Origin of the sequence: Caulobacter soli, assembly GCF_011045195.1 — a bacterium.
Taxonomy (GTDB): domain Bacteria; phylum Pseudomonadota; class Alphaproteobacteria; order Caulobacterales; family Caulobacteraceae; genus Caulobacter; species Caulobacter soli.
Window position 1 is genome coordinate 1,207,261 of sequence record NZ_CP049199.1, and the last position, 19,357, is coordinate 1,226,617.

The following is a 19,357-nucleotide window of genomic DNA, read 5'->3' on the forward strand; positions in this document are numbered from 1 at the left end:
TAGAACCTCATCAGCCTAGAACTTCACCGCCAGCGAGACGCTGTAGTTGCGGTCGGGCTGGGTGTAGGCGTCCTTGACGACGGAGTTGTCGGCCAGGCCGCGCACGTCGCCCCACCAGGCGTAGGTCTGGCCGGTGAGGTTGAAGACGCCGCCGCGCAGGGTGACGTTGTCGGTGACGTTCCAATAGGCCGTCAGGTCGAACACCGTGAATTCCTTGGGCATCCAGCAGTAGTCCGAACCGGTCAGGGTGCGGGGCGGCGTGCCGGTGGTGATCGAGCAGCTGACGCCCGAGCGACCGGCCGACTCCTTGGCCGAGTGGACGGCGTTCAACGCGCCGCCGAACCGGCCGGCCGGATCGCGGTACGACAGGCCGGCGACGACCTTGACCGGGTCGATGGTGACCAGCGGGGCCTTCACGCCGTTGTTCTCGGAATTGCCGCGAGCGTAGGAGGCCGCGCCCTGCAGAGTGAAGCCGTGGCCCAGCTCGGTGACGAAGCGGGCCTCGGCGCCGCTGATCTCGGCCTTGGACTGATTGATGTACTGGTAGACCGCCGGATTGGTGGGGGTGAACGCGCCGCGCACCTGCACCTGCTCGATGAAGTCGTCGTACTTACCGGTGAAGCCGGTGACGCTGGCGTTCCAGGTCGGACGGTTCAGGCGGAAGCCCAGCTCGAAGGTCTCGCTGGTCTCGGGCTTCAGGTCGGGGTTGGACACCGACATGTAGTTGGAGACCAGGTTGGCGAAGCCGTTGTTGACCTGCGAGGGCGAGGGGGCCTTGAAGCCGGCGGCGGCGTTGGCGAACACGGTCACCAGGTCGGTGGCTTTCCACACCACGCCCAGCTTGGGCGAGACGTGGCTGTCGCTCTGGCTGGCCGGCACGTTGGCGGTGAACAGGGCGTCCTTCTTGGGCTCCAGCTTGTAGTAGTCGAAGCGCACGGCCGGATAGAAGGTGACCGGGCCAACCGCGACCTCGTCCTGCGCATAGGCGCCGGCCAGGGTGTAGTCGGTGGTCGGGAAGGCGCGGGTGGGGAAGGTCTCGCCGGCGGGCGGCACGGTGCCGTCGCGCACGCCTTCCTGGCGGGTGATCGAGGCGTCGCCGCCCCAGACGAACTTGTTGGTCACGCCGCCGATCGTGGCGTCGCTATGCAGTTCCAGCGCCGCGCCCCAGACTTCGTTGTCGAAGGTGGCGTCGCGGGTGCGGTCGACGGCGGTGTTGCGGTCTTCGGCCGAATACTGCCGGGTGGTGCTGTTCTGGTAGTACAGCGTGGTTTGGGCCGATTGGATCAGGCCCTGGCCGCCGGTGTAGCGGTGGTCGAAGCTGACGCGGTCGCGCTTCATCTTGTCGAAGGCGGTCAGGCCCAGCACGCTGGTCGAGGCCAGCGGCGGCTTGGCGATGGCGCTCAGCACCGTCCAGCTGGTGTCGCTGTCCAGGTGGTCATAGGTCAGGCGGAAGCGGTTCTGGTCGTTCAGGGTGTAGACCACCCGGGCCAGCACGGCGTTGGACTGGTCGTCCTCGGGGTTGGCGGTGGTGCGGTCGGTGTTGGCCGAGTCGTTGGTCCCGGCCGTCTTCTGGCCCTCGCCGTCGCGACGGGTATAGGCGACCATGCCTTCCCAATTGCCGCTCTGGCCGGCGGCGGTCAGGCTTTCGGTCCAGCTCTCGTCGGCCGAGGCGTAGCCGACGCGGCCGCGCAGGGCGAAGCTCTTGCCGCCCGTCAGCAGGTCGGACGGATCCTTGGTGAAGTAGTTGACCGAACCGGCCAGGCCGTCGCTGCCGTAGAGCGCGCTGGCCGGGCCGCGCACGATCTCGACCGACTTCAGGGTGTCCAGGTCGACATAGTCGCCGCGACCCATGTTCTGGGCGCCGAAGGCGTAGCCGTCGGGCACGCGCACGCCGTCGACCATGATCAGGACGCGGTTGCCTTCCAGGCCGCGGATGTTGAAGCCGCTGTTGCCGTCGCGGCCCGTCGAGGCGCCGGCGGCGGTGAAGCGGGCGGGGGCGCGGCGCACCGAGACGCCGGGCTCGAAGCGGACCAGGTCCTTGATGTCCTTGACCAGGCCGTCCTCGATGTCCTGGTCGGAGATCACGCTGGCGGTCACCGGGGCGTCCTGCAGCTTCTTCTCCGAGCGGGTGGCGGTGACCGTCACCTTGTCGAGTTCGGCGGCGTCGGAGGCGGTTTCGGCCGCGAAAGCAGCCTGAGCGCAGAGCAGGGCCGACGCAGAGGCGGCGGCGAAACAGACGAGTTTGGCGCGAGACATTAGGAGACCCCCGGGTCCTGTTGTTAATGCGAATTGTTCGCATCTATTGGGCGGTGAGCTACGGCCATCGCGCGCCTTGGTCAAGCTAAATGAGATTGATTCTTAGAATCACTAGCAGTAGGGCTTCCAGCGACGCTTTCCTGAATCCGGAGATTCCGCCCATGCGCCGTTCGCTATCCTTCGCCGCCTTCGCGATCGGCGCGACCCTCGCCGGCGCCTTGGCCGGCGCGGCCCAGGCCCACTCGCCCTACCTGCTGCCGACCGTGTTCGACGCGTCCGACCGCAAGCTTGTGACGGTGCAGGGTTCGTTCACCGAGAGCTTCTTCACGCCCGAAGTCGTGATGAAGTCGGACGCCTGGGCGGTGGTCGGGCCGGACGGCGCGCGCAAAGCCCTGACGCCGACCAACCTGCGCGAACTGGCCCTGGTCGAGGTGCCCACCGAGGCGGCCGGCACCTATCGCATCACCAGCGGCCAGCGCACCGGCCGCACCGCCAAGGCGGTGCTGGTCAAGGGCGAGTGGGAGTTCATCGAGGATCCCAGCAAGGCCCCGGCCGGGACCACGCCCGTCGACATGCAGAGCCTGACCCTGGCCGATGTCTATGTCACGCGCGGGGCGCCCACCACGGCCGCCCTCGCCCCGGTCGGCAAGGGCCTGGAGTTCGTGGCCGTCACCCATCCCAGCGAGATCACCACCGGCCAGGACGCCAAGTTCGTGGTGCTGTTCGACGGCAAGCCGGTGAAGGGCCAGGCCGTCACCCTGCACGGCGCCGACGATCACTACGCCGAGGCCAAGGCCGCGCCGATCACCGTCACCAGCGACGACCAGGGCCGCTTCACGATCAAGCCGGGCCACTCGGGCGTCTACCAGATCCAGGCCCGCTACCGCGTCGCCCCGACCGCCGCCGATCCGGTCGGCCACTCCTACACCTACGCTCTCACCTTCGAATCCCTGCGCTGAGAAAGACCAGCCTCATGAAGACCAAGATCGCCCTCCTGGCCGCCGCCGCCCTCTGTGTCGCCGCGCCCGCCTTCGCCGCCTCGCACGCCCGCGACACCTTCATCAAGGAGCAGGACCTCAACGGCGACGGCTCGGTCAGCAAGGAAGAGTTCAAGACCGGTCGCGAGAAGCAGTTCGCCGGCATCGACGCCAACCACGACGGCAAGCTCTCGCACGACGAATATGTCGGCGAGTTCACCGCGCGCCTGACCAAGCGCCTGGCCGCCTCGACCGATACGCCGGAGAAGAAGGAAGAGGAGCGCGTGCGCCAGCTGCGTCAGGCCGACGTGCGCTTCGGCGTGCTCGACACCGACAAGAGCGGCGGCATCACCCCGGCCGAGTTCGAATATTCGGGCTGGCGGATGTTCGTCACCCACGACACCAACAAGGACGGCGTGGTCTCGGCGGCCGATCCGGTGGCTGAAGACACGAACTAGCACCCTCTCTATACCGCTCATCCCGGCGAATGCCGGGACCCAGATCCTATGGCGGTGCGGATGACTGGATAGGCTCAGCGCTCCTGGCGTCAGCCTCAAAGCTATTCTATCTGGGTCCCGGCATTCGCCGGGATGAGCGGATTTATTTGCAACTCAATGGTTGCCTATTTGACCTGCTGGAGTCATGAATGTGCAACCAGGAGGTTGCTATCATGACCGACCGCATCGAAAAGACCATCGACCTGAACGCGCCGATCGAGCGCGTCTGGCGCGCCGTCAGCGACCACAAGGAATTCGGGACCTGGTTCAAGGTCGATCTGGAGGCGCCGTTCGTCGTCGGCCAGGAGGCGCGCGGCCAGATCACCCACCCGGGCTTCGAGCACGTGACCTGGAAGGCCAGGGTGACGGCCATCGAGCCGCCCCGGCGCTTCGCCTTCACCTGGCATCCCTACGGCGTCGATCCCGATATTGACTACGACCAGGAGGAGCCGACCCTGGTCGAGTTCCTGCTCGAACCGAACGGGGCCGGCACGCGGCTGACCGTCGTCGAGTCCGGCTTCGACAAGGTCCCCGCCCATCGTCGCGAGGAAGCCTTCCGGATGAACGACGGGGGCTGGACGCAGCAGGTGCGGAACATCAAGGCCCATGTTGAATCCTAGCGTCCAGGACCCCGCGCCGATCTTCGCGGCCTTGGGTGACCGCACGCGCCTGTCGCTGCTGGGCAAGCTGGCCGATGGCCAGGCGCGGTCGATCGCGGCCCTGTCGAGCGACACGGACCTGACCCGCCAGGCCATCACCAAGCACCTGCACGTGCTGCAGGACGCCGGCCTGGTGGCCAGCCTCAAGGTCGGCCGCGAAAGCCGCTTCGCCGCCCGCCGCGAGACGATCGACGAGGCGCGGGCCTATCTGGACCGGGTGTCGCGCCAATGGGACGACGCGCTGGGACGGTTGAAGGCGTTCGTGGAGACGGACGGAGCTGGTTAGAGCGTGGGTTTTTTGCCCGCTCATCCCGGCGAAGGCCGGGACCCAGATGGGCTAGCGCTTGGGTCGACGCCAAGAGCTCCGAGCCCGTCCAATCATCCACACCGCTTGAGGATCTGGGTCCCGGCGTTCGCCGGGATGAGCGGAGGGAAAGGAGCGCATCCTACATCGCGTCGTGCGACACCAGCAGCAGGATCGACAGGTCCTTCTCCGGCCGCCAGTTGGCGCGGCGCATCTCGAACTGGGTGGGGCTGATCTTCTTGACGCCCGAACCGCAGAAGCTGACCAGGTTCTTGGGCGAGCCCTTGTCGACCACCAGGCGGAAGTCGCCGATCGGCTTCTTCCAGTTGCCGCCGGTGACCAGCACATAGTCGATCCAGCGGTCGACCCACGGGGCGTTGCCGTCTTTGTCGGCCTTGGCGGCGCGGACGACGGTGTCGGTCAGGGTCTGGTCGACGCAGTACTTGTCCTTGATCTCGCTGGCGTACGGCGTGCCGACATTGGTGGCCACGGTCGCGCCGATCGAGGGGGTGTAGGCGTGCTCGACCACGATCGGCCGGCCGGCCGGGAAGGTCTGCAGCCAGTGATAGGTGGTCTTCAGCACCCATTGCGGGCCCTCGTCGCCCTCGCCGTCATAGAGGCCCAGCCGGACGGCCTCGTCGCGCTTGGCCTTGGGCAGGGCGGCCATGGCCTCGTCGGCGCCCGCCACGTGCACGGCCAGGGGGATATGGTTGGCGACCAGCCAGGCCGTGCGGTCGACGCCGTCGGTGGCGATGGCCTTCTGCTCGACTTCGGCCTTCACCAGCTTGCCATCGACCTTGGTCGAGAAGCCCAGGACGTTGGCCGGAGCGTCGTCGATCGGGATCGAAACGTCGCTCTGGAAAAAGCCCGGTCCGCCGATGTCGGGCATCGGGAAGGCGACGCGGACGGTGACGTCCTTGCCGCTGGTGTTGGCGAACACATAGCGCACCCGCACGGCCTTTTCGGAGATGTAGAGGTCTTCGGAGCGCATCTCGATGCTGTCGCTCTTGGTCAGCACCAGACCGCCGGCCGCCAGTTCGGCCGAGGTGTCGTTGGCCCAGGCGGGGGCGGACGCGAGGCAGGCGAGGGCGGCGATCAGGGCGGCGAGGGGGCGCTGGGTCATGCGCCGAGGGATAGCACCCGATCAGGTCGCGGGGACAGCCTTGACCGGCGGCTCGGCATACGAGGCCGACGCGGTGATCACCTCGTCCGGAACGGTCAGCATCTGCAGATAGGCCTTCTTCGGATAGGCCATGTGCGGCTTGGTTTCATCGTAGGGCGGCTGGGACGCGGGGCTGGGGCCGTCATAGGGGGCGGGGGCCTTGAAGCGGGCGGCTTCGTCCGGGCTGATCCCGGCCTTGGCCAGGACGACGGGATCGATCCAGCGGGCCGGGTCGATGGCCTCGGACGAGCAGGCGACCTCCAGGGTCATCTGGTCGGGACCGGCGAAGTAGATCGAGCGGCACATGCCGTGGTCGATGGGACCGATGACGTTGACCCCGTGGCCGCGGATGCGGTCGCGCAGGGCCAGCAACTCGTGCTCCGTGTCGGCTCGGAAGGCCAAGTGCTGCAGCGTGCCCGGCGCGGATGGCAGGGCGCCGTTGCCGGCGTGGGTGACGCCCAACTGCACCGGGATCTGATCGACGTCGGGCAACTGAACGATCGAGAAATAGCTGTGGTCGTTCATCCGCAGGAAGGCGTGCAGGCCGCCCGGCACGCCATGCATGTCGAACAGCGCCACCAGAGGGCAGCCCATGACCTCGCTGAAGAAGGCGATGTGTTTCTTGATGTCGCCGGCCATGAAGGCCAGGTGGTGGATGCCCGTCGGATGCTGCGCCATGGCGGTGCTCCTGGCTGTCTTGACTTCCCCGGGGATAGTTTCCGTCCCTTGATGTCCGGATAACGACGTTACGCTAGGGGAGGCAAGATGGCGAAGGATCCGGTCCGCATCGTCCGCGAGCCCTACGGCTACGCCTATGCCGAACGCTCCCGCCTGAAGGAGACCTATGGCGGTCCCGACGGCCAGGTGTTCGTCGAGTGCATGCGGATCCGGCCTGAGGTCGGCGACTCCGAGACCGTGATCCTGTTCAGCCATCCGATCGGCGGCGGGTCGTTCTTGCCGCTGGTCACCGCCCTGGCGCGGGCTGGGCGGCACGTCGTCTATTGCAACACGCGGTACCGCGGCAACGACACGGCCCTGATCCTGGAGAAGTGCGTCCTGGACCTGGGCGCCTGCGTCGCCGACCTGAAGACCCGGTTCGGCTACAGGACGGTGATCCTGGGCGGCTGGTCGGGCGGCGGCTCGCTGTCGCTGTTCTATCAGGACCAGGCGACGAACCCGACGATCACTCACACCCCGGCCGGCGATCCGGTCGATCTGGTCGGGGCGGCGCTGCAGCCCGCAGACGGCGTGATGTTGCTGGCCGCCCACGTCAGCCGCTCGGTGACCCTGACCGAATGGTTGGATTCCTCGATCCTGGACGAGGACCGCCCGTTCGAGCGGGATCGCGAGCTGAACATCTACGCGCCCGACTGTCCGCATCAGCCGCCCTACGACGAGGCCTTCGTGGCGAGGTTCCGCGCCGCCCAGCTGGCCCGCAATCGCCGCATCACCGCTCGGGTTCGCGCGACGCTGGACGAGCTCAAGACCGTCGATCCGGACCTGGAGCGGCCGTTCGTCGTCTACGGCACCATGTGCGACGTGCGCTGGACAGACCCGGCCCAGGACCCGTCCGACCGGCGGCCGCGCACCTGCTATCTGGGCGACCCCCGCATCGCCAACGACGGGCCGGTGGGCCTGGCGCGGTTCACCACCCTGCGCTCGTGGCTGTCGCAATGGAGCTTCGACGACAGCCGCGCCAACGGCGTGCTGAACGCGGCCAGGGTCACGTGCCCGGCCCTGGTGATCAGCAACACGGCGGACCTGGCCTGCACACCCAGCCACGCTCGCCGCCTGTTCGACGCCCTGGCCGGCGCCGACAAGCGCTATGTCGAGATCAAGGACGCCGACCACTACTACATCGAGCGGCCGGATCTGCTGCCGCGAGCTGTGGGGGAAGTGACGGCGTGGCTGGAGGAGCGGGGCTTCTAGTCCTGAACCGCCAGTACGCGGACGCCGCGCGCCCGGCCTTCGGGGTCGGTCCAGTGGAAGGTCTCGCCGGCGGTCAGGCCGATCAGGGCCGCGCCCACGGGACTGAGCACCGAGATGCGGTTGTCGTCGATGCTGGCGTCGCGCGGCAGGCTGACGTGGACGATGCGGGTCTGGTCGTTGGAGAGGTCCTGGAACGCGACCCGCGAGCCGATGCGCACGAACGGGCGCGGCGCCTCATCGGGCTCGACGATCATGGCGCGGGCCATTTCCTCGGCCAGCACGCGGCCGCCCGGCGCGCGGCCGGCGGCGGCGTCGGCCAGGTTGGAGAGGATCTCGAAGTCGGCCTCGGTCACATAGATCGCGGGCAGGGCTTGGGTGGAGTGGATCTGGGTATTCATAGTGGCTTTCTGGGGATGTTTTGAGCCTTGGCCGGCGCATATGAGCGCGGGACCTTGGGGGCTCGGCGCCGCGCACTGTGCGGCGCGGGCGTTCATGAAGACCGGAGGCTTCGGGAATGAAGCCGCGTCCCTGGTCAGGATCGTGCGTGGCCTAAGCCAACGCTGGCCGTCTTACGGCCGATCTGAAAAGGGCATGGCGGAGGGGACTTTCCACTTTAGCTCCAGGCCTTGGGCGCTGAGCGCGAGCCTGGAGATCAGAAGCCTGTGGTCAGGCGTCCGGCGCGATCGGATCGCGGCCGGTGAAGTTCAGATAGGGACGGAGCTCCTCAATGTCAAATGTACGGGGCGCCGCTTCAGTGAAAGCTCAGGGCCCGCCAGCTGACCCCGAACGTCGTGAAGTCGCCCCCGAACCGGGTCAACGCGCCCTTGCTGCCGACGAACAGCAGCGATTGGGTGCGCGAGACAGGGACCGAGAGCGTCAGGCCCACGCGGGCGTTTTCCTGGCGGTCCGCGCCGCGCACGCCGTCCACCGTGGTGGTCCCGCCCTGATAGAAGGTGCTGTTCAACGCCGCCCACAGTCCGGGCCGGAAAGTGTAGCTGAGGTGGACCTGGAACGCGCCCATGGGATCGCGCTCGCGCCGCTTGCCGTTCAGGAAGTCGTCGTTGTCGGCATAGAGCCAGACCGCCGCATAGGCGTCGGCCTGCCAGGGGCCTCGGGGAAAGGATACGCCGATCTCGGGCTTGAACGCCCAGCGGTTGGCGCCGAGGTTGATCAGCTTGTCGGGCATGTATTCGCCGGTCGGGGCGACGGCCAGCAGGCTGACGCCGAGGATCGGCGCGGGCTTGCGGACGGCGAACGCCTGTCTGGACAGCGCCGGACCGCCGATCAGCAAGGTGCTGACCCTCAGCCGCAGATCGCCCAGGCCCGAGCGGGTGATGCTCTGGCGCGCCTCGCCCACATCGCCGCTGGCGTCGCCCCAGAGATAGGGCAGGGCGGCCGTCACGCTGGCCTGGTGACCGGCCAGACCAAAGACGTGACTGACGCCGGCGGTGGCCAGATTGAGGTCGGCATGGGCGTTGCTGATCGGAGCGGCGGCGTCGAACGCGACCGCGCCGCTGGAATGGGCGTAGCCGGTGATCACGAAGGTCGCGCCGACCGGCGAGGGCGAATAGGCGCGGGGCTCCAGATCTTGGGCGTTCACGGCGTCGGGCAGCGACGTCCAGGCGAACGGTAGGAGCGCCGCGAATGTCAGGCTTCCCATCGAGCAGCGAACGCGCATGGCTCCAGACGCCTTTCGCGGAAATCCTGGGGTTTGGATCAGTGTCGGCCGCGGCCGTCTTCGCACAATCCGGCATATCCCGGCGGGGCCGTGGGATTGGTCTCAGGCCGTGTGGGAAAAGTCCCTAGCGGTCCGAAGCGGGTTGGCGATCAAGGAGGAGCGGTGGCGGTGAGAGAGGGATTCGAACCCTCGATAGAGTTTCCCCTATACACGCGTTCCAGGCGTGCGCCTTCAACCACTCGGCCACCTCACCATGCGCTCTCGATTCGGAAGGCGGTTGAGGCCCCCGACGCAGGAAGGGGCGCAATATACTCAGGAAGGTTCCGGTAGCAAGCCGCCATACGAGGTGAAACGAGATCGCGAACATCTTAGGATCGGCTATTCAGTTTCGATCCCGAGATCCCGTCATGGCTTCCGCCCCCAGAACCCTCGAAATGCCGACCGTCGACACCGCCCTGCCGGGCCGCGCGCAGGCGATCCCGACGGCGCACAAGCACTTCGTCAACGGCCATGCCCTGAAGGGACCCTATCCCGACGGGATGGAGATCGCGGTCCTGGCCATGGGCTGCTTCTGGGGCGTGGAGCGGGTGTTCTGGAAGGTTCCCGGCGTCTATGTCACCGCCGCCGGCTACGCGGCCGGGATCACGCCGAACCCGACCTATGAGGAGGTCTGCACCGGCCGCACTGGTCACACCGAGGTGGTGCAGGTGGTGTTCGATCCGCGTGTCGTGACCTACGAGACCCTGCTCAAGACCTTCTGGGAGAACCACGACCCGACCCAGGGCATGCGCCAGGGCGGGGACATCGGCACGCAATATCGCTCGGGGATCTATGTGACGTCCGACGCCCAGGCCGCCGCGGCGGTGGCGTCCAAGGAGGCCTATCAGCAGGCGCTGAACGCCCAGGGGCTGGGGACCATCACCACCGAGATCGGCGCGGCCGGCCCGTTCTTCTTCGCCGAGGACTATCACCAGCAGTACCTGGCCAAGAATCCGGAAGGTTATTGCGGCATTGGCGGCACGGGCGTGGTCTGCCCGATCGGCGTCGGGGTGGAAGCGTGACGCCCGAAGCCTTCGACGCCGCCGCCCTGGCCTTGCCGGGCGCGACCATGACGATCCAGTGGGGCGACGACCACGTCTACAAGGTGGGCGGCAAGATGTTCGCCGTGCTGGGCGGAGCGGTGGGGCGCAACGGCTTTTCGTTCAAGGCCTCGGAGGTGGCGTTCGAGGTGCTGAGCGAGACGGGCCGGGCCACGCCCGCGCCCTATCTGGCCCGGGCCAAGTGGCTGCACTTCGCCGACCTCGCCGCCCAGGACGCGGACGAAGTGGCTGACTGGCTGAAGACAGCCCACGCCCTGATCGCCGCCAAGCTGACCCGGAAGGCGCGGGCGGAGCTGGGGCTCTAAACCTGCTCGTTGTCCTTGCGGCTCATGTGCGGACCGACGACCACCGGCTGGCGCTCGAGGATCTGGCGCACCTTGCGCACGGCGGCCGAGGCCGGGCTGCGGCGTTGACGCCAGAGCAGCAGGATCATCGCCCCGCCGGTCGCCACCGCGAAGGCGACGGGTCCCAGCAGCCAGGCCGCCGCCGCCAGAGCGAAGTAGTAGCCGCGCACCCCGGCGTTGAAGGCCGACAGGGCCGGATTGAGGATCGCCCCGGCCGCCTCGGCATATTCCTCGAGCACCTCGCGCGGCGCCCACATCGGCGTCGCCCCGATGGCGGCCAGGCAGTAGTTCATCTGGCGGATCGCCCAGATGAAGTCGAGCAGCCCGCGCGCCAGGGTGACCAGCACCACGCCCAGCTTGATCTGGAACACCAGGGTCGAGGCCGGGGCCAGCACGGCCAGGCCCTCGATGCTCTTGAGCGCGCTGTCGCCGCCGAACAGCACCCCGGCCGCCGCGGCGATCAGGATCAGGTTGGACGAAGCGAAGAACGAGGTCGAGTTGATGGCGTGGCCCAGCAACTGGCCGTCCAGCAGGGCGATTTCGCGCACCGCCATCTCGGCCATCCACCGGCGACGGATCACCGTCATGTCGGTGTTGATGACGTTCTTCTCGCGGCCCAGCTGCTTGAGCATCGGCTCGTAGAACAGCCAGCAGAACAGGAAGAAGGCCAGGACCACCAGATCGATGATCGGCAGCGACAGGAACTGCTGGGACAAGGCGCGAGAGAGCGAGGGATGCATGAAGCGAACTTATGTCTGGAACGAGAGTCGGCGAAAGGGGGACCGGTATCAATCCTCGAGGATCAGGCTGTTCTTGCCGGTGTCCTTGAGCAGCAGCGACACGGTCAGGCCCACGGCCATGATCGCCGCCACATAGAGGTAGAAGCCGCTTTCCATGCCCTCGTGCTTGAACCACAGGGCGACATATTCGGCCGTGCCGCCGAACGCGGCGTTGCCGATGGCGTAGGGCAGGGCCACGCCCAGGGCGCGCACATGGGTAGGGAATAGCTCGGCCTTCACCACGGCGCTGATGGCGGTGTAGCCCGACTGCACGAACAGGGCCGTGAAGATCAGGCCGAAGGCGACGGCGGGGCTGGTCGCCTTGGCGGTCAGGGTGAACACCGGCCAGGCGATCAGGGCCCCCACCCCGAAGGCGAAGACCAGCATGGTCTTGCGGCCCAGCTTGTCCGAAGCCCAGCCGAACAGCGGCTGGATCAGCATGAAGCCGGCCAGGGTGGCCAGGTTGACCGCCCCGGCCGTGGCCTTGTCGAAGCCCGCCGTATTGGTCAGGAACTTCAGCATGTAGGTGGTGTAGGCGTAGAAGGCCAAGGAGCCGGCGGCGGTCAGGCCGATGATCGCCAGGGTCTGTTTGGGATGGCGCGAGACCAGCGGCGCGGCCAGGGCCACATAGGTCGCGATCAGCAGGGCGACCGCCCCGTACTGCGCCGTCGCCGCGAACGGCGCCTCGGTGAAGCCCACGACCATGGCCGCCACGGTCGCCAGCAGCAGGCCGCTGACCCAGGCCACCTGCCGGCGGCTGACCGGATCATGGGAGGTGACGTTCTGGTGCGAGACGCTTTCCTCGATGCCGGTGCGGATCCAGAACACCACCACGGCCAGGGCCGCGCCGACAAAGAACGGGATGCGCCAGCCCCAGTCGGCGAGGTCTTCCTTGCTGAGGCTGTTTTGCAGGATCACCAGCACCAGGGCCGCCACCAGCTGGCCCATGATCAGGGTCACGTACTGGAAGCTGGACCAGAAGCCGCGGCGCTTCTTCCCGGCCATCTCGCTCATATAGGTGGCGCTGGCCCCGTATTCGCCGCCCACCGACAGGCCCTGCAGCAGGCGGGCCAGCAGCAGGATCACTGGCGCGGCGTCGCCGATCTTGGCGTGGCCGGGGCACAGGGCGATGATCAGCGAGCCGACGCACATCAGGCCCACCGCCAGGGTCAGGCCGGCCTTGCGGCCCTTGCGGTCGGCGTAGAGTCCCATCAGCCAGGCCCCGACGGGGCGCGCCCCGAAGCCGACCGCGAAGATGGCGGCGGTCTGCATCAGCTGGGCGGTCTGGTCGCCCTTGGGGAAGAAGATCTTGGCGAAATAGATCGAGAAGGCGGCGTAGGCGAACCAGTCGTACCACTCGACCAGATTGCCCGCCGATCCGCCTAGAATGGCCCGGGTGCGTCGCCAGGCGCTGAGAGGCGGCGTCGCCGTAGCGGTGTCGGTCATGTCGCCCCCCGTGTTTCGTTGGGGGGACCTTAGGCGAACATCGGTCGCCGGGGGAAGGGCGCGTGGACGGTCGGGGACACACGCCTGCGTGCGTCCCCGGATGTCGCTAGATTCTGCCGAGCAGGACCAGGATGATCAGGATCACCAGGATCAGGCCCAGGCCGCCGCTGGGGAAGTAGCCCCACGAGCGGCTGTGGCCCCAGGTCGGCAGGGCGCCGATCAGGGCCAGGATCAGGATGATGATGAGGATCGTGCCAAGCATGTCCGTCTCCGTTGCATCCGAGCGCCCTGCGCGTCGGGGTTAGGCGGAGGGAATGCGAGAAGTGCGGCCAAGGTTCCGTGGACGGTGCGGGACGGTAAGGCGCGTCTACGTCGTGATCTTCACGCCTGGATCGCCGATCAACGCGGCGGCGATGACGATGAAGGCCAGCAAGCCGACCAAGGCCACGGCGATCAGCGCGATGGCGGCCAGGACCGGCGGAAGCTTGCGACGCACGAAGCGGGCCAAGGCCTGGGAGGCGAGGCCAAGGCCGGTGAGAGCGACGAGAGTCGCCACGATGATCAGAAAGTGCGCCATGCCGCGCCCTCCGTCGAACGGGGAGAGGGTCGCGCCGCGCGGCGGCTTAATCAATCCTCACGCGTCTTTCGTCGCGAGGCGGGCGCCCTAGCCGCCCGGGCAGTCCTCGGCCTTGCGCAGGCCCACGGCCCACAGGGCGCCGATCACCGCGCCCTTGACGCGGGGCAGCAGCATCAGGGTCAGGGCGGCAAGGGGCAGCACGGTCAGCGGCACCACCAGCGCCGGCGACATCTTCCAGATGAACGGGAACAGCAGCAGCGGCGCCACGACCAGGTGGCCGATGATCAGGATCGTGAAATAGGCCGGGCCGTCGTCGGCCGGATAGCGCGCCAGGTCGTGACCGCAGACCTCGCAGTCCAGGTCGACCTTCAGATAGCGCGTATAGAGCCGCCCCTCGCCGCAGTTGGGGCAACGATGGCGGACGCCGCGCTTCATGCCGGTCAGCATGCTGACCGGAGGCGGGCAGGGGGAGGTCTGCTCGTTCATGGGCGTGGATATGCCTCCGAGACGGTCCTGGCGAAAGAGGGCGCGGGGTCGCATGCGCCATTTTGAATCAGATTTCGTTGAGGTGATCGGCGATCGGCGCAAGCATTCGCCTGCAAGTCGAGCCAATTGAAACGGCGTTATTTTGTTCAGTTAACCACAATTGCTTCAGGGTGTTGTGGATAAGTTGTGGCTCGTGCGGGAAAAACGCGCCGCGAGCGCGGCCGTGCGCCACCACAGCTTAACTATACCAAGGTTCGCGGACCCCGTTCGGCCGGAGTCCGCAACCCTTGATGATGCGACTATTTGGCGTCCTTGGCGGTGTTGGTCACGGCGCGGCCGGCGGCCGAAACGTCCTGGCCCACGCCGGCGACGGTGTTGCAGGCCGAAACCATCAGGGCGGCGGCCACGGTGGCGAGGATCACGATCTTGCGCATGGAGAGGTCTCGTCAGTTGGAGAAATGGCGGCGGACCTTAACCTTGGCCCACGGCCACGTTCAAGCGCCTCACCACGGCGAAGTCATGGCGCCGGCGGCTGGCGCTTTCCTGGCCGGTAATCCTCCCGAACATGCCCGCGCAATGCGTCTTCGGTGAACAGCACAGGCTTGGTGCGCATGGTCGCGAACAGCGGGGTCTGGTCGGCGTAGTGGGGCGAGGCGGCGTCCAGGGTGGCCGAGCCGAACTGGTGGATGCTGTCGGAATGCACCACCCCTTGCGCGTCCCAGCGCACGAACATGATGAAGGTGTCGCCCGCATCGGCGGTCAGGGAGCCGTCCTTCTGCGGGATGCCCCAGACCGAGCGATAGGTGTCGGCCCCGCCGTCGATCGGCAGGTCCACCTTGCCGCGCCGGATGCGGTTGACCTGGCCCCATTCGGGATCCAGCCGGCCGAAGTTCGTCTTCAGCGTCTTGATCGCCGCCTTCAGGCTGTTCAGCGGCGTGGGCGGCGCGTCGCCGTTGATCTGGGCCACCAGGATCGGCTGGATGGTCAGCGAGGCCAGGGCGGCGGCGCGGTTGTGGATGTCGGTGCGGCGGTCCCAGCCGCGCAGGATGGCCTGGGCGGCCTTGAGATCGGCGTCGCTTCCCGGATCGAGCGCCGTCAGCGTCTTGATCATCGCCACCTCGGACGAATGCTCGCTGTAGGTGATGTCGAACTTGTAGCGGCGGAAGGCGTCTTCGGTGATGGCTGGGTCGGCGCCGACCAGCTCCTGGATGCGCAGGGCGCGGTTGGTGACGTTGGTCTGCAAGCCTTCGCTGGCCGGGAAGTCGGCGGGCTTGAGATTGTCGGCGGGGTCGCTGGCCAGGAACGGACTGTTGTTGGAGTTGTAGACGTAGCCCGACTTGGGGTTCCACAGCTGGGGGATGGTCTCCACCGGACGATAGCCTTGCCAGATCAGGTCGGATCGGTCGCCGGGCAGGATCCGGCTCCAGTCCACGCCCTCGCGCCGGTTGGGATACTGGCCGTTGTGCACGAAGCCGATGTTCCCGGCCGCGTCGGCATAGATGTAGTTCAGGCTGGGCAGGGCGTGGGTCGCGATGCCCGCCCGCCATTCGTCAAGGTTACGCGCCTTGTTCAGCCGCCAGTATTGCAGCGGCTGGCGATACTCGCCCATGCCGGCGTAGCGCAGGGCGAACAGGCCATGCTTGGTCTCCAGCACCGGCCCCTGCACGGTGCGCAGGGCGCGCTTGGTCACCGGGATGACGATCGGCCCCCACAGCTTGATCCGCATCTTGACGTCATGCCGCTGGAATTCGCGCCAGGCGCCGTCCAGCCGGTACTGGTTCTTGTTCTGGGGATTGATCACCAGGCGATAGGCGTCGAACAGGTCGGGCTTGGACACCGTGTTGGCCCAGCCCAGGTGTGCGTTGTGGCCATGCAGCATGAACGGCGCGCCGGGGAAGAAGCCGCCGGCCACGTGCCAGCCGTCGCCGCTCTCGACCACGGCCTCGTACCAGGCCACCGGGCCGGTATAGGGCTGGTGCGAATTGACCAGCAGGCGCGGCAGGTGGTCGACGGTGCGGGGCGGGGCCAAGGCCAGGCCGTTCGAGCCCTTCGGCGGCTCCGTCTGCGGCGTTTCGGGCGCGTTCAGCCGCTTCAGCTCGCCGTCCAGCCCGTAGAAGAACGGCTGCTTGAACACGAAGCCGGCCAGGATGTCCTTGCCCGTCACCGGCAGCAGGCCCGGAGTCACGGCCTTGGGGTGCAAGGCGGCGTAGTAGTTGACCCCGTCGGCATAGGCCTGGAGCTGGGCGCGCAGATCGGCCGGCAGCTTCGGATAACCGGCCTCGACCGTGGGCCAGACGTCCAATAGGCCGACGAGATAGTCTGTGACCGCCGCCTTGGGACCGTCCCGGCGCGCCAGCGTCCCGCGCGTGGCCAGGGTGACCGACTGCACGGTGGCGAAGTCGTCCTCGGATTGGGCGTAGGCCAGGCCGAACGCGGCGTCGGCGTCATGCTTGCCCAGGATGTGCGGCACGCCCCACTCATCGCGGCGGATGCGCACGTCATAGGCGCCGGCCTTGGCGATCAGGGCCTGGGTGTCGGGCTTGGGCGGCCGTGTGGCCAGGTCCAGTCCGATCAGGCCCAGCACGGCGACCAGCGCCAAGCAGACGACGGCCAACAGGCCTCGCAGGATCCACCGCATGACGTTCCGCCCCTATCGCTTTGTTGGCGCGATGATGGGCCTGGATCGCCACCGGCGAAAGGTGGACCTTGGGGAAAGGCGAAGCTTGTTCGGAAACGGAGCGCTTAGGCGCTTTCGCCGTCTCCGCCGGAGGCCTTGGAGCGGAGGGGGCCGTCGACGACGCCGAAGTCGCGCGAGCGCATCTTGCCGTCGGCCAGCTGGACGCCTTCGGCTTCCAGGCCGCGCTTGAGCAGTTCACGCACGGCGGCGGCCCGGCTGGGCATGCGGCGTGTGAAGCGCCAGTCGTCCAACGCGGCGAGCTCATCCTGCGTGAGCATGATCTGCAGGCGTTCGGGTCGGGTCAGGTCGTTCATGGGTCTCGGCCCCTGGGATAAAGGGGCAGCTCTCCTCTGGTCTGGTGGAGCTAACGCATGAGCGCCACCATCGGGTTCCATTGAAACGCAAAAAACGCACTTGGCAGTGAATATGTCACTTACTCATTAAGTGCGAAAGGTGCGTTTCGCTAAGCAAGCGTCAAGTTATAAAAACACTGAGTTGAAGTCATTGATCAGTCGAGTTCCCGACACTTGAGGAGAATGATAAGGTAAGTAAATAAAACTTGGATTCTTCGTCAAACAAAACCATCGCTTTTTTGTTCTGTGTGTGCTTCATTGAGGCGACGGAAGATCCTGCCGCCTCACCGAAAGCCCCCGAGCCATGGACGTCGAGCACCGAGACTTCGGTGGTGCGGCCGTTCGCCATGTCGGGTCTGACGACCGGCTTAGCGAAGCCCAGCATCGCATCGCCAACAACCTGGCCCTGATCGCGGGCTATACCCGCCTGCAGGCCAGCCGCCTTCACAAGGCCGGTCGGCCCCTGTCGGCGCGCGAAGCCTGTATCGCCCTGGAAGAGGTGGCCGCCAGGATCGAGACGGTCGGCGAACTGCATCGCCTGCTGTCGGCCGCGCCGGGCGAAGGCGAGGAGGGCATCGACCTGGGCCGCTTCCTGGCCAAGCTGTGCGCCAGCCTGATGGAAACCGTCAGCTTCGCCGGCGAGACCGTCATCACCCATCGGGATCTGGGCGGTTGCGTCGTGAGGCCCGACCAGGCCACGCCCGTCGCGCTGATCGTCAGCGAGCTGGTGACTAACGCGCTCAAATACGCCCATCCCACCGGGGTGGCCGGCCGGATCCTGGTCTCGTGCCGCTCCAGCGGCGGCGGCCTGGTGGTCGAGGTCGCCGACGACGGCGTCGGGCTCAGCGAGGATTTCAATCCGCTCAGCGACGGGGGCCTGGGCTTCCGCGTGGTGCGGGGCCTGGCGCGTCAGCTGGGCGCGGACCTGGTCTACGAATCCAGCGACATCGGCCTGACCGTGCGGCTGACCCTGGGCGCCGATGAGGAGCATCGGGTCATCCCGCTCTGGCCCGATCGCGGGGCCTGATCGGGTCTCAACGATTGGGTTCTAGGGTTTTACCCGATGGTGGGCCCGACTCGCTTGATGCAACCTGAGCGGGCTTGCAGACGTCGAGGTGTCCTCCCCCGATTCCCCTCGACGCGCTGGGCCGCCTACTTCCGACGGGGCGGATCCAGCCGCAGGCCGAGAGCCGGCCGGGGTGTCCCGACGCACGAATTCGGCCGGCTCTCCCCCATTCCTTTTTCGACGCTTCGTGAGCGCCCGCTCAGGGCGCTTTCGTCGGCCTGGCCTGGTCCGGGGCTTCCTCGACCGGCATGTCCAGATTGCCCAGTCCCGCGGCCTTGATGGCGTCACGCAGCTTGGTGACGGGTTCGCCGGTTCCGGTGGTGAAGGTCAGGGTGTCCGGCTCGGCGCGGTTTTCGGCCAGGTTGCTGAAGGCCGGACCGCCGGCCGCGCCGGGGTTCAGCGCCACGGCGTAGGTCTTGCCCGGCAGGGTCGTGCAGAGCAGCACGTAGGTCTTGTTGTCGTTGAGCAGGCGAGGGGTCTTCAGGCAGTCCAGCTTGTCGCCACCGGTTCCCAGGCCGTAGGCGAAGTCGCGCGGCGTCATCTGCTGGTCGAACACCACCTTCAACACCAGCACGCCCGGCGCGACCGTCTCGCCGGCGGCCGGCCAGGTGGCGACCACCTTGGGCTTCTGGGTCGGCGGCATGACGGTGACGGGCGAGACCGGCGTCGGCGGTTCGGCCGGCTTCGTGGCCTGGGCCAGAACCGGACCGGCGACGGCGCAGAGGATCAGGGCGAGGGCAGATGCGCGCATGGTCCTCAACGTGTGATCAAAGCACGGCGTTCTCAAGGCGCCGCTTGGAGGGAAAGCACGCTCCGGCCTTGGCCCTAGCGCGTCATCCAGGGCTTGTTCTTGCTGTTCGAGGCGGCGGCCGCGGCCTGCTCGCGTTGGAAGCGGCCGCCGCGCGGCGGCTTCGGCTTGGCGGCCAGCGCGGCCTTCTTCAGGCGCAGGGCGCGCTGGATCGGGGTCTCGCCGGGAATCTCGGAATTGTCGTCAGTCTGTTCGGTCATGAGCGGCTTCTAGCACGCCCGGCGCGATCTGTCCGGGGGCCCCCGTTTGGAAACACGAC

23 protein-coding genes and 1 tRNA gene are annotated in these 19,357 nt (G+C 67.4%); 8 read left to right on the top strand and 16 right to left on the bottom strand.

From position 1 onward, the window contains the following. Window positions 1-15: 15 nt before the first annotated feature. A complete protein-coding gene (locus G3M62_RS05935; RefSeq protein ID WP_165185491.1) occupies window positions 16-2,256 on the bottom strand; it encodes a TonB-dependent hemoglobin/transferrin/lactoferrin family receptor in 2,241 nt (746 codons plus the stop codon). Window positions 2,257-2,417: 161 nt separating this feature from the next. Here G3M62_RS05935 and G3M62_RS05940 point away from each other — a divergent pair, with 161 nt between their 5' ends. The 4 genes from G3M62_RS05940 to G3M62_RS05955 all read left to right on the top strand — a co-directional run bounded on the left by G3M62_RS05940 (window position 2,418) and on the right by G3M62_RS05955 (window position 4,675). Next, entirely contained in the window at window positions 2,418-3,215 is a 798-nt protein-coding gene (locus G3M62_RS05940) for a DUF4198 domain-containing protein (protein ID WP_165185493.1), read from the top strand. Window positions 3,216-3,229: 14 nt separating this feature from the next. After that, a complete protein-coding gene (locus tag G3M62_RS05945) occupies window positions 3,230-3,691 on the top strand; it encodes an EF-hand domain-containing protein (protein ID WP_165185494.1) in 462 nt (153 codons plus the stop codon). Between the two features lie 212 nt (window positions 3,692-3,903). Beyond that, window positions 3,904-4,350, top strand: coding sequence for an SRPBCC family protein (locus G3M62_RS05950; RefSeq protein ID WP_165185496.1), 447 nt, complete (start codon window positions 3,904-3,906; stop codon window positions 4,348-4,350). Beyond that, window positions 4,337-4,675, top strand: a complete 339-nt coding sequence (locus G3M62_RS05955) for an ArsR/SmtB family transcription factor (RefSeq protein ID WP_165185497.1) — start codon at window positions 4,337-4,339, stop codon at window positions 4,673-4,675. The genes G3M62_RS05950 and G3M62_RS05955 overlap by 14 nt, the downstream gene beginning before the upstream one ends. A 160-nt stretch (window positions 4,676-4,835) precedes the next feature. On the opposite strand, the gene G3M62_RS05960 is transcribed toward G3M62_RS05955, so the two are convergent. Together G3M62_RS05960 and G3M62_RS05965 are read right to left on the bottom strand one after the other, a co-directional pair. Then, a complete protein-coding gene (locus G3M62_RS05960; RefSeq protein WP_165185499.1) occupies window positions 4,836-5,816 on the bottom strand; it encodes a DUF4424 domain-containing protein in 981 nt (326 codons plus the stop codon). A 21-nt stretch (window positions 5,817-5,837) separates the two neighbouring features. Beyond that, window positions 5,838-6,533: a VOC family protein gene (locus G3M62_RS05965; RefSeq protein ID WP_165185501.1), complete on the bottom strand. Its 696-nt coding sequence runs from the start codon at window positions 6,531-6,533 to the stop codon at window positions 5,838-5,840. 87 nt (window positions 6,534-6,620) lie between these two features. Between G3M62_RS05965 and G3M62_RS05970 the strand changes: the two genes are divergently transcribed. Then, the gene (locus G3M62_RS05970; protein WP_165185502.1) at window positions 6,621-7,784 is read left to right on the top strand and encodes an alpha/beta hydrolase family protein; all 1,164 of its coding nucleotides are present in this window, start codon (window positions 6,621-6,623) and stop codon (window positions 7,782-7,784) included. Here the strand turns inward: G3M62_RS05970 and rnk are convergent. From rnk to G3M62_RS05985, 3 genes are all read right to left on the bottom strand, one after another. Further along, entirely contained in the window at window positions 7,781-8,182 is a 402-nt protein-coding gene (gene rnk / locus G3M62_RS05975) for a nucleoside diphosphate kinase regulator (protein ID WP_165185504.1), read from the bottom strand. The genes G3M62_RS05970 and rnk overlap by 4 nt on opposite strands. 353 nt (window positions 8,183-8,535) lie before the next feature. Further along, a complete protein-coding gene (locus G3M62_RS05980) occupies window positions 8,536-9,462 on the bottom strand; it encodes a transporter (RefSeq protein ID WP_165185506.1) in 927 nt (308 codons plus the stop codon). 163 nt (window positions 9,463-9,625) lie between these two features. Further along, window positions 9,626-9,715, bottom strand: a tRNA-Ser gene (locus G3M62_RS05985). Window positions 9,716-9,869: 154 nt separating this feature from the next. On the opposite strand from G3M62_RS05985, the gene msrA reads away from it, so the two are divergent. Next, window positions 9,870-10,523, top strand: a complete 654-nt coding sequence (msrA, locus tag G3M62_RS05990; protein WP_165185507.1) for a peptide-methionine (S)-S-oxide reductase MsrA — start codon at window positions 9,870-9,872, stop codon at window positions 10,521-10,523. Further along, window positions 10,520-10,867, top strand: a complete 348-nt coding sequence (locus G3M62_RS05995) for an MmcQ/YjbR family DNA-binding protein (RefSeq protein ID WP_165185509.1) — start codon at window positions 10,520-10,522, stop codon at window positions 10,865-10,867. The genes msrA and G3M62_RS05995 overlap by 4 nt, the downstream gene beginning before the upstream one ends. Here G3M62_RS05995 and G3M62_RS06000 read toward each other — a convergent pair. The 8 genes from G3M62_RS06000 to G3M62_RS06035 form a co-directional block, all read right to left on the bottom strand. Further along, complete coding sequence (locus tag G3M62_RS06000; RefSeq protein WP_425483832.1) at window positions 10,864-11,646, bottom strand: DUF599 domain-containing protein; 783 nt, start codon at window positions 11,644-11,646, stop codon at window positions 10,864-10,866. The genes G3M62_RS05995 and G3M62_RS06000 overlap by 4 nt on opposite strands. Window positions 11,647-11,694: 48 nt before the next feature. After that, entirely contained in the window at window positions 11,695-13,131 is a 1,437-nt protein-coding gene (locus G3M62_RS06005; RefSeq protein ID WP_165185511.1) for an MFS transporter, read from the bottom strand. A gap of 106 nt (window positions 13,132-13,237) precedes the next feature. Beyond that, a complete protein-coding gene (locus G3M62_RS06010; RefSeq protein WP_165185512.1) occupies window positions 13,238-13,393 on the bottom strand; it encodes a DUF3309 family protein in 156 nt (51 codons plus the stop codon). 105 nt (window positions 13,394-13,498) lie between these two features. After that, entirely contained in the window at window positions 13,499-13,708 is a 210-nt protein-coding gene (locus G3M62_RS06015) for a hypothetical protein (RefSeq protein ID WP_165185514.1), read from the bottom strand. An 87-nt stretch (window positions 13,709-13,795) separates the two neighbouring features. After that, the gene (locus G3M62_RS06020) at window positions 13,796-14,194 is read right to left on the bottom strand and encodes a DUF983 domain-containing protein (protein ID WP_165185515.1); all 399 of its coding nucleotides are present in this window, start codon (window positions 14,192-14,194) and stop codon (window positions 13,796-13,798) included. A gap of 299 nt (window positions 14,195-14,493) precedes the next feature. Beyond that, complete coding sequence (locus tag G3M62_RS06025) at window positions 14,494-14,628, bottom strand: entericidin A/B family lipoprotein (protein ID WP_018061959.1); 135 nt, start codon at window positions 14,626-14,628, stop codon at window positions 14,494-14,496. A gap of 83 nt (window positions 14,629-14,711) precedes the next feature. Continuing rightward, complete coding sequence (locus G3M62_RS06030; protein WP_165185517.1) at window positions 14,712-16,832, bottom strand: acylase; 2,121 nt, start codon at window positions 16,830-16,832, stop codon at window positions 14,712-14,714. A gap of 104 nt (window positions 16,833-16,936) precedes the next feature. After that, window positions 16,937-17,185, bottom strand: coding sequence for a hypothetical protein (locus tag G3M62_RS06035; protein WP_165185518.1), 249 nt, complete (start codon window positions 17,183-17,185; stop codon window positions 16,937-16,939). A gap of 343 nt (window positions 17,186-17,528) precedes the next feature. Here G3M62_RS06035 and G3M62_RS06040 point away from each other — a divergent pair, with 343 nt between their 5' ends. Continuing rightward, a complete protein-coding gene (locus G3M62_RS06040) occupies window positions 17,529-18,251 on the top strand; it encodes a sensor histidine kinase (RefSeq protein ID WP_165185520.1) in 723 nt (240 codons plus the stop codon). A 238-nt stretch (window positions 18,252-18,489) separates the two neighbouring features. Here the strand turns inward: G3M62_RS06040 and G3M62_RS06045 are convergent, their stop codons facing one another. Both G3M62_RS06045 and G3M62_RS06050 read right to left on the bottom strand, forming a co-directional pair. Beyond that, complete coding sequence (locus G3M62_RS06045; RefSeq protein WP_165185522.1) at window positions 18,490-19,041, bottom strand: hypothetical protein; 552 nt, start codon at window positions 19,039-19,041, stop codon at window positions 18,490-18,492. 74 nt (window positions 19,042-19,115) lie between these two features. Then, window positions 19,116-19,298, bottom strand: coding sequence for a hypothetical protein (locus G3M62_RS06050; RefSeq protein ID WP_165185523.1), 183 nt, complete (start codon window positions 19,296-19,298; stop codon window positions 19,116-19,118). Between the last annotated feature and the right edge of the window lie 59 nt (window positions 19,299-19,357).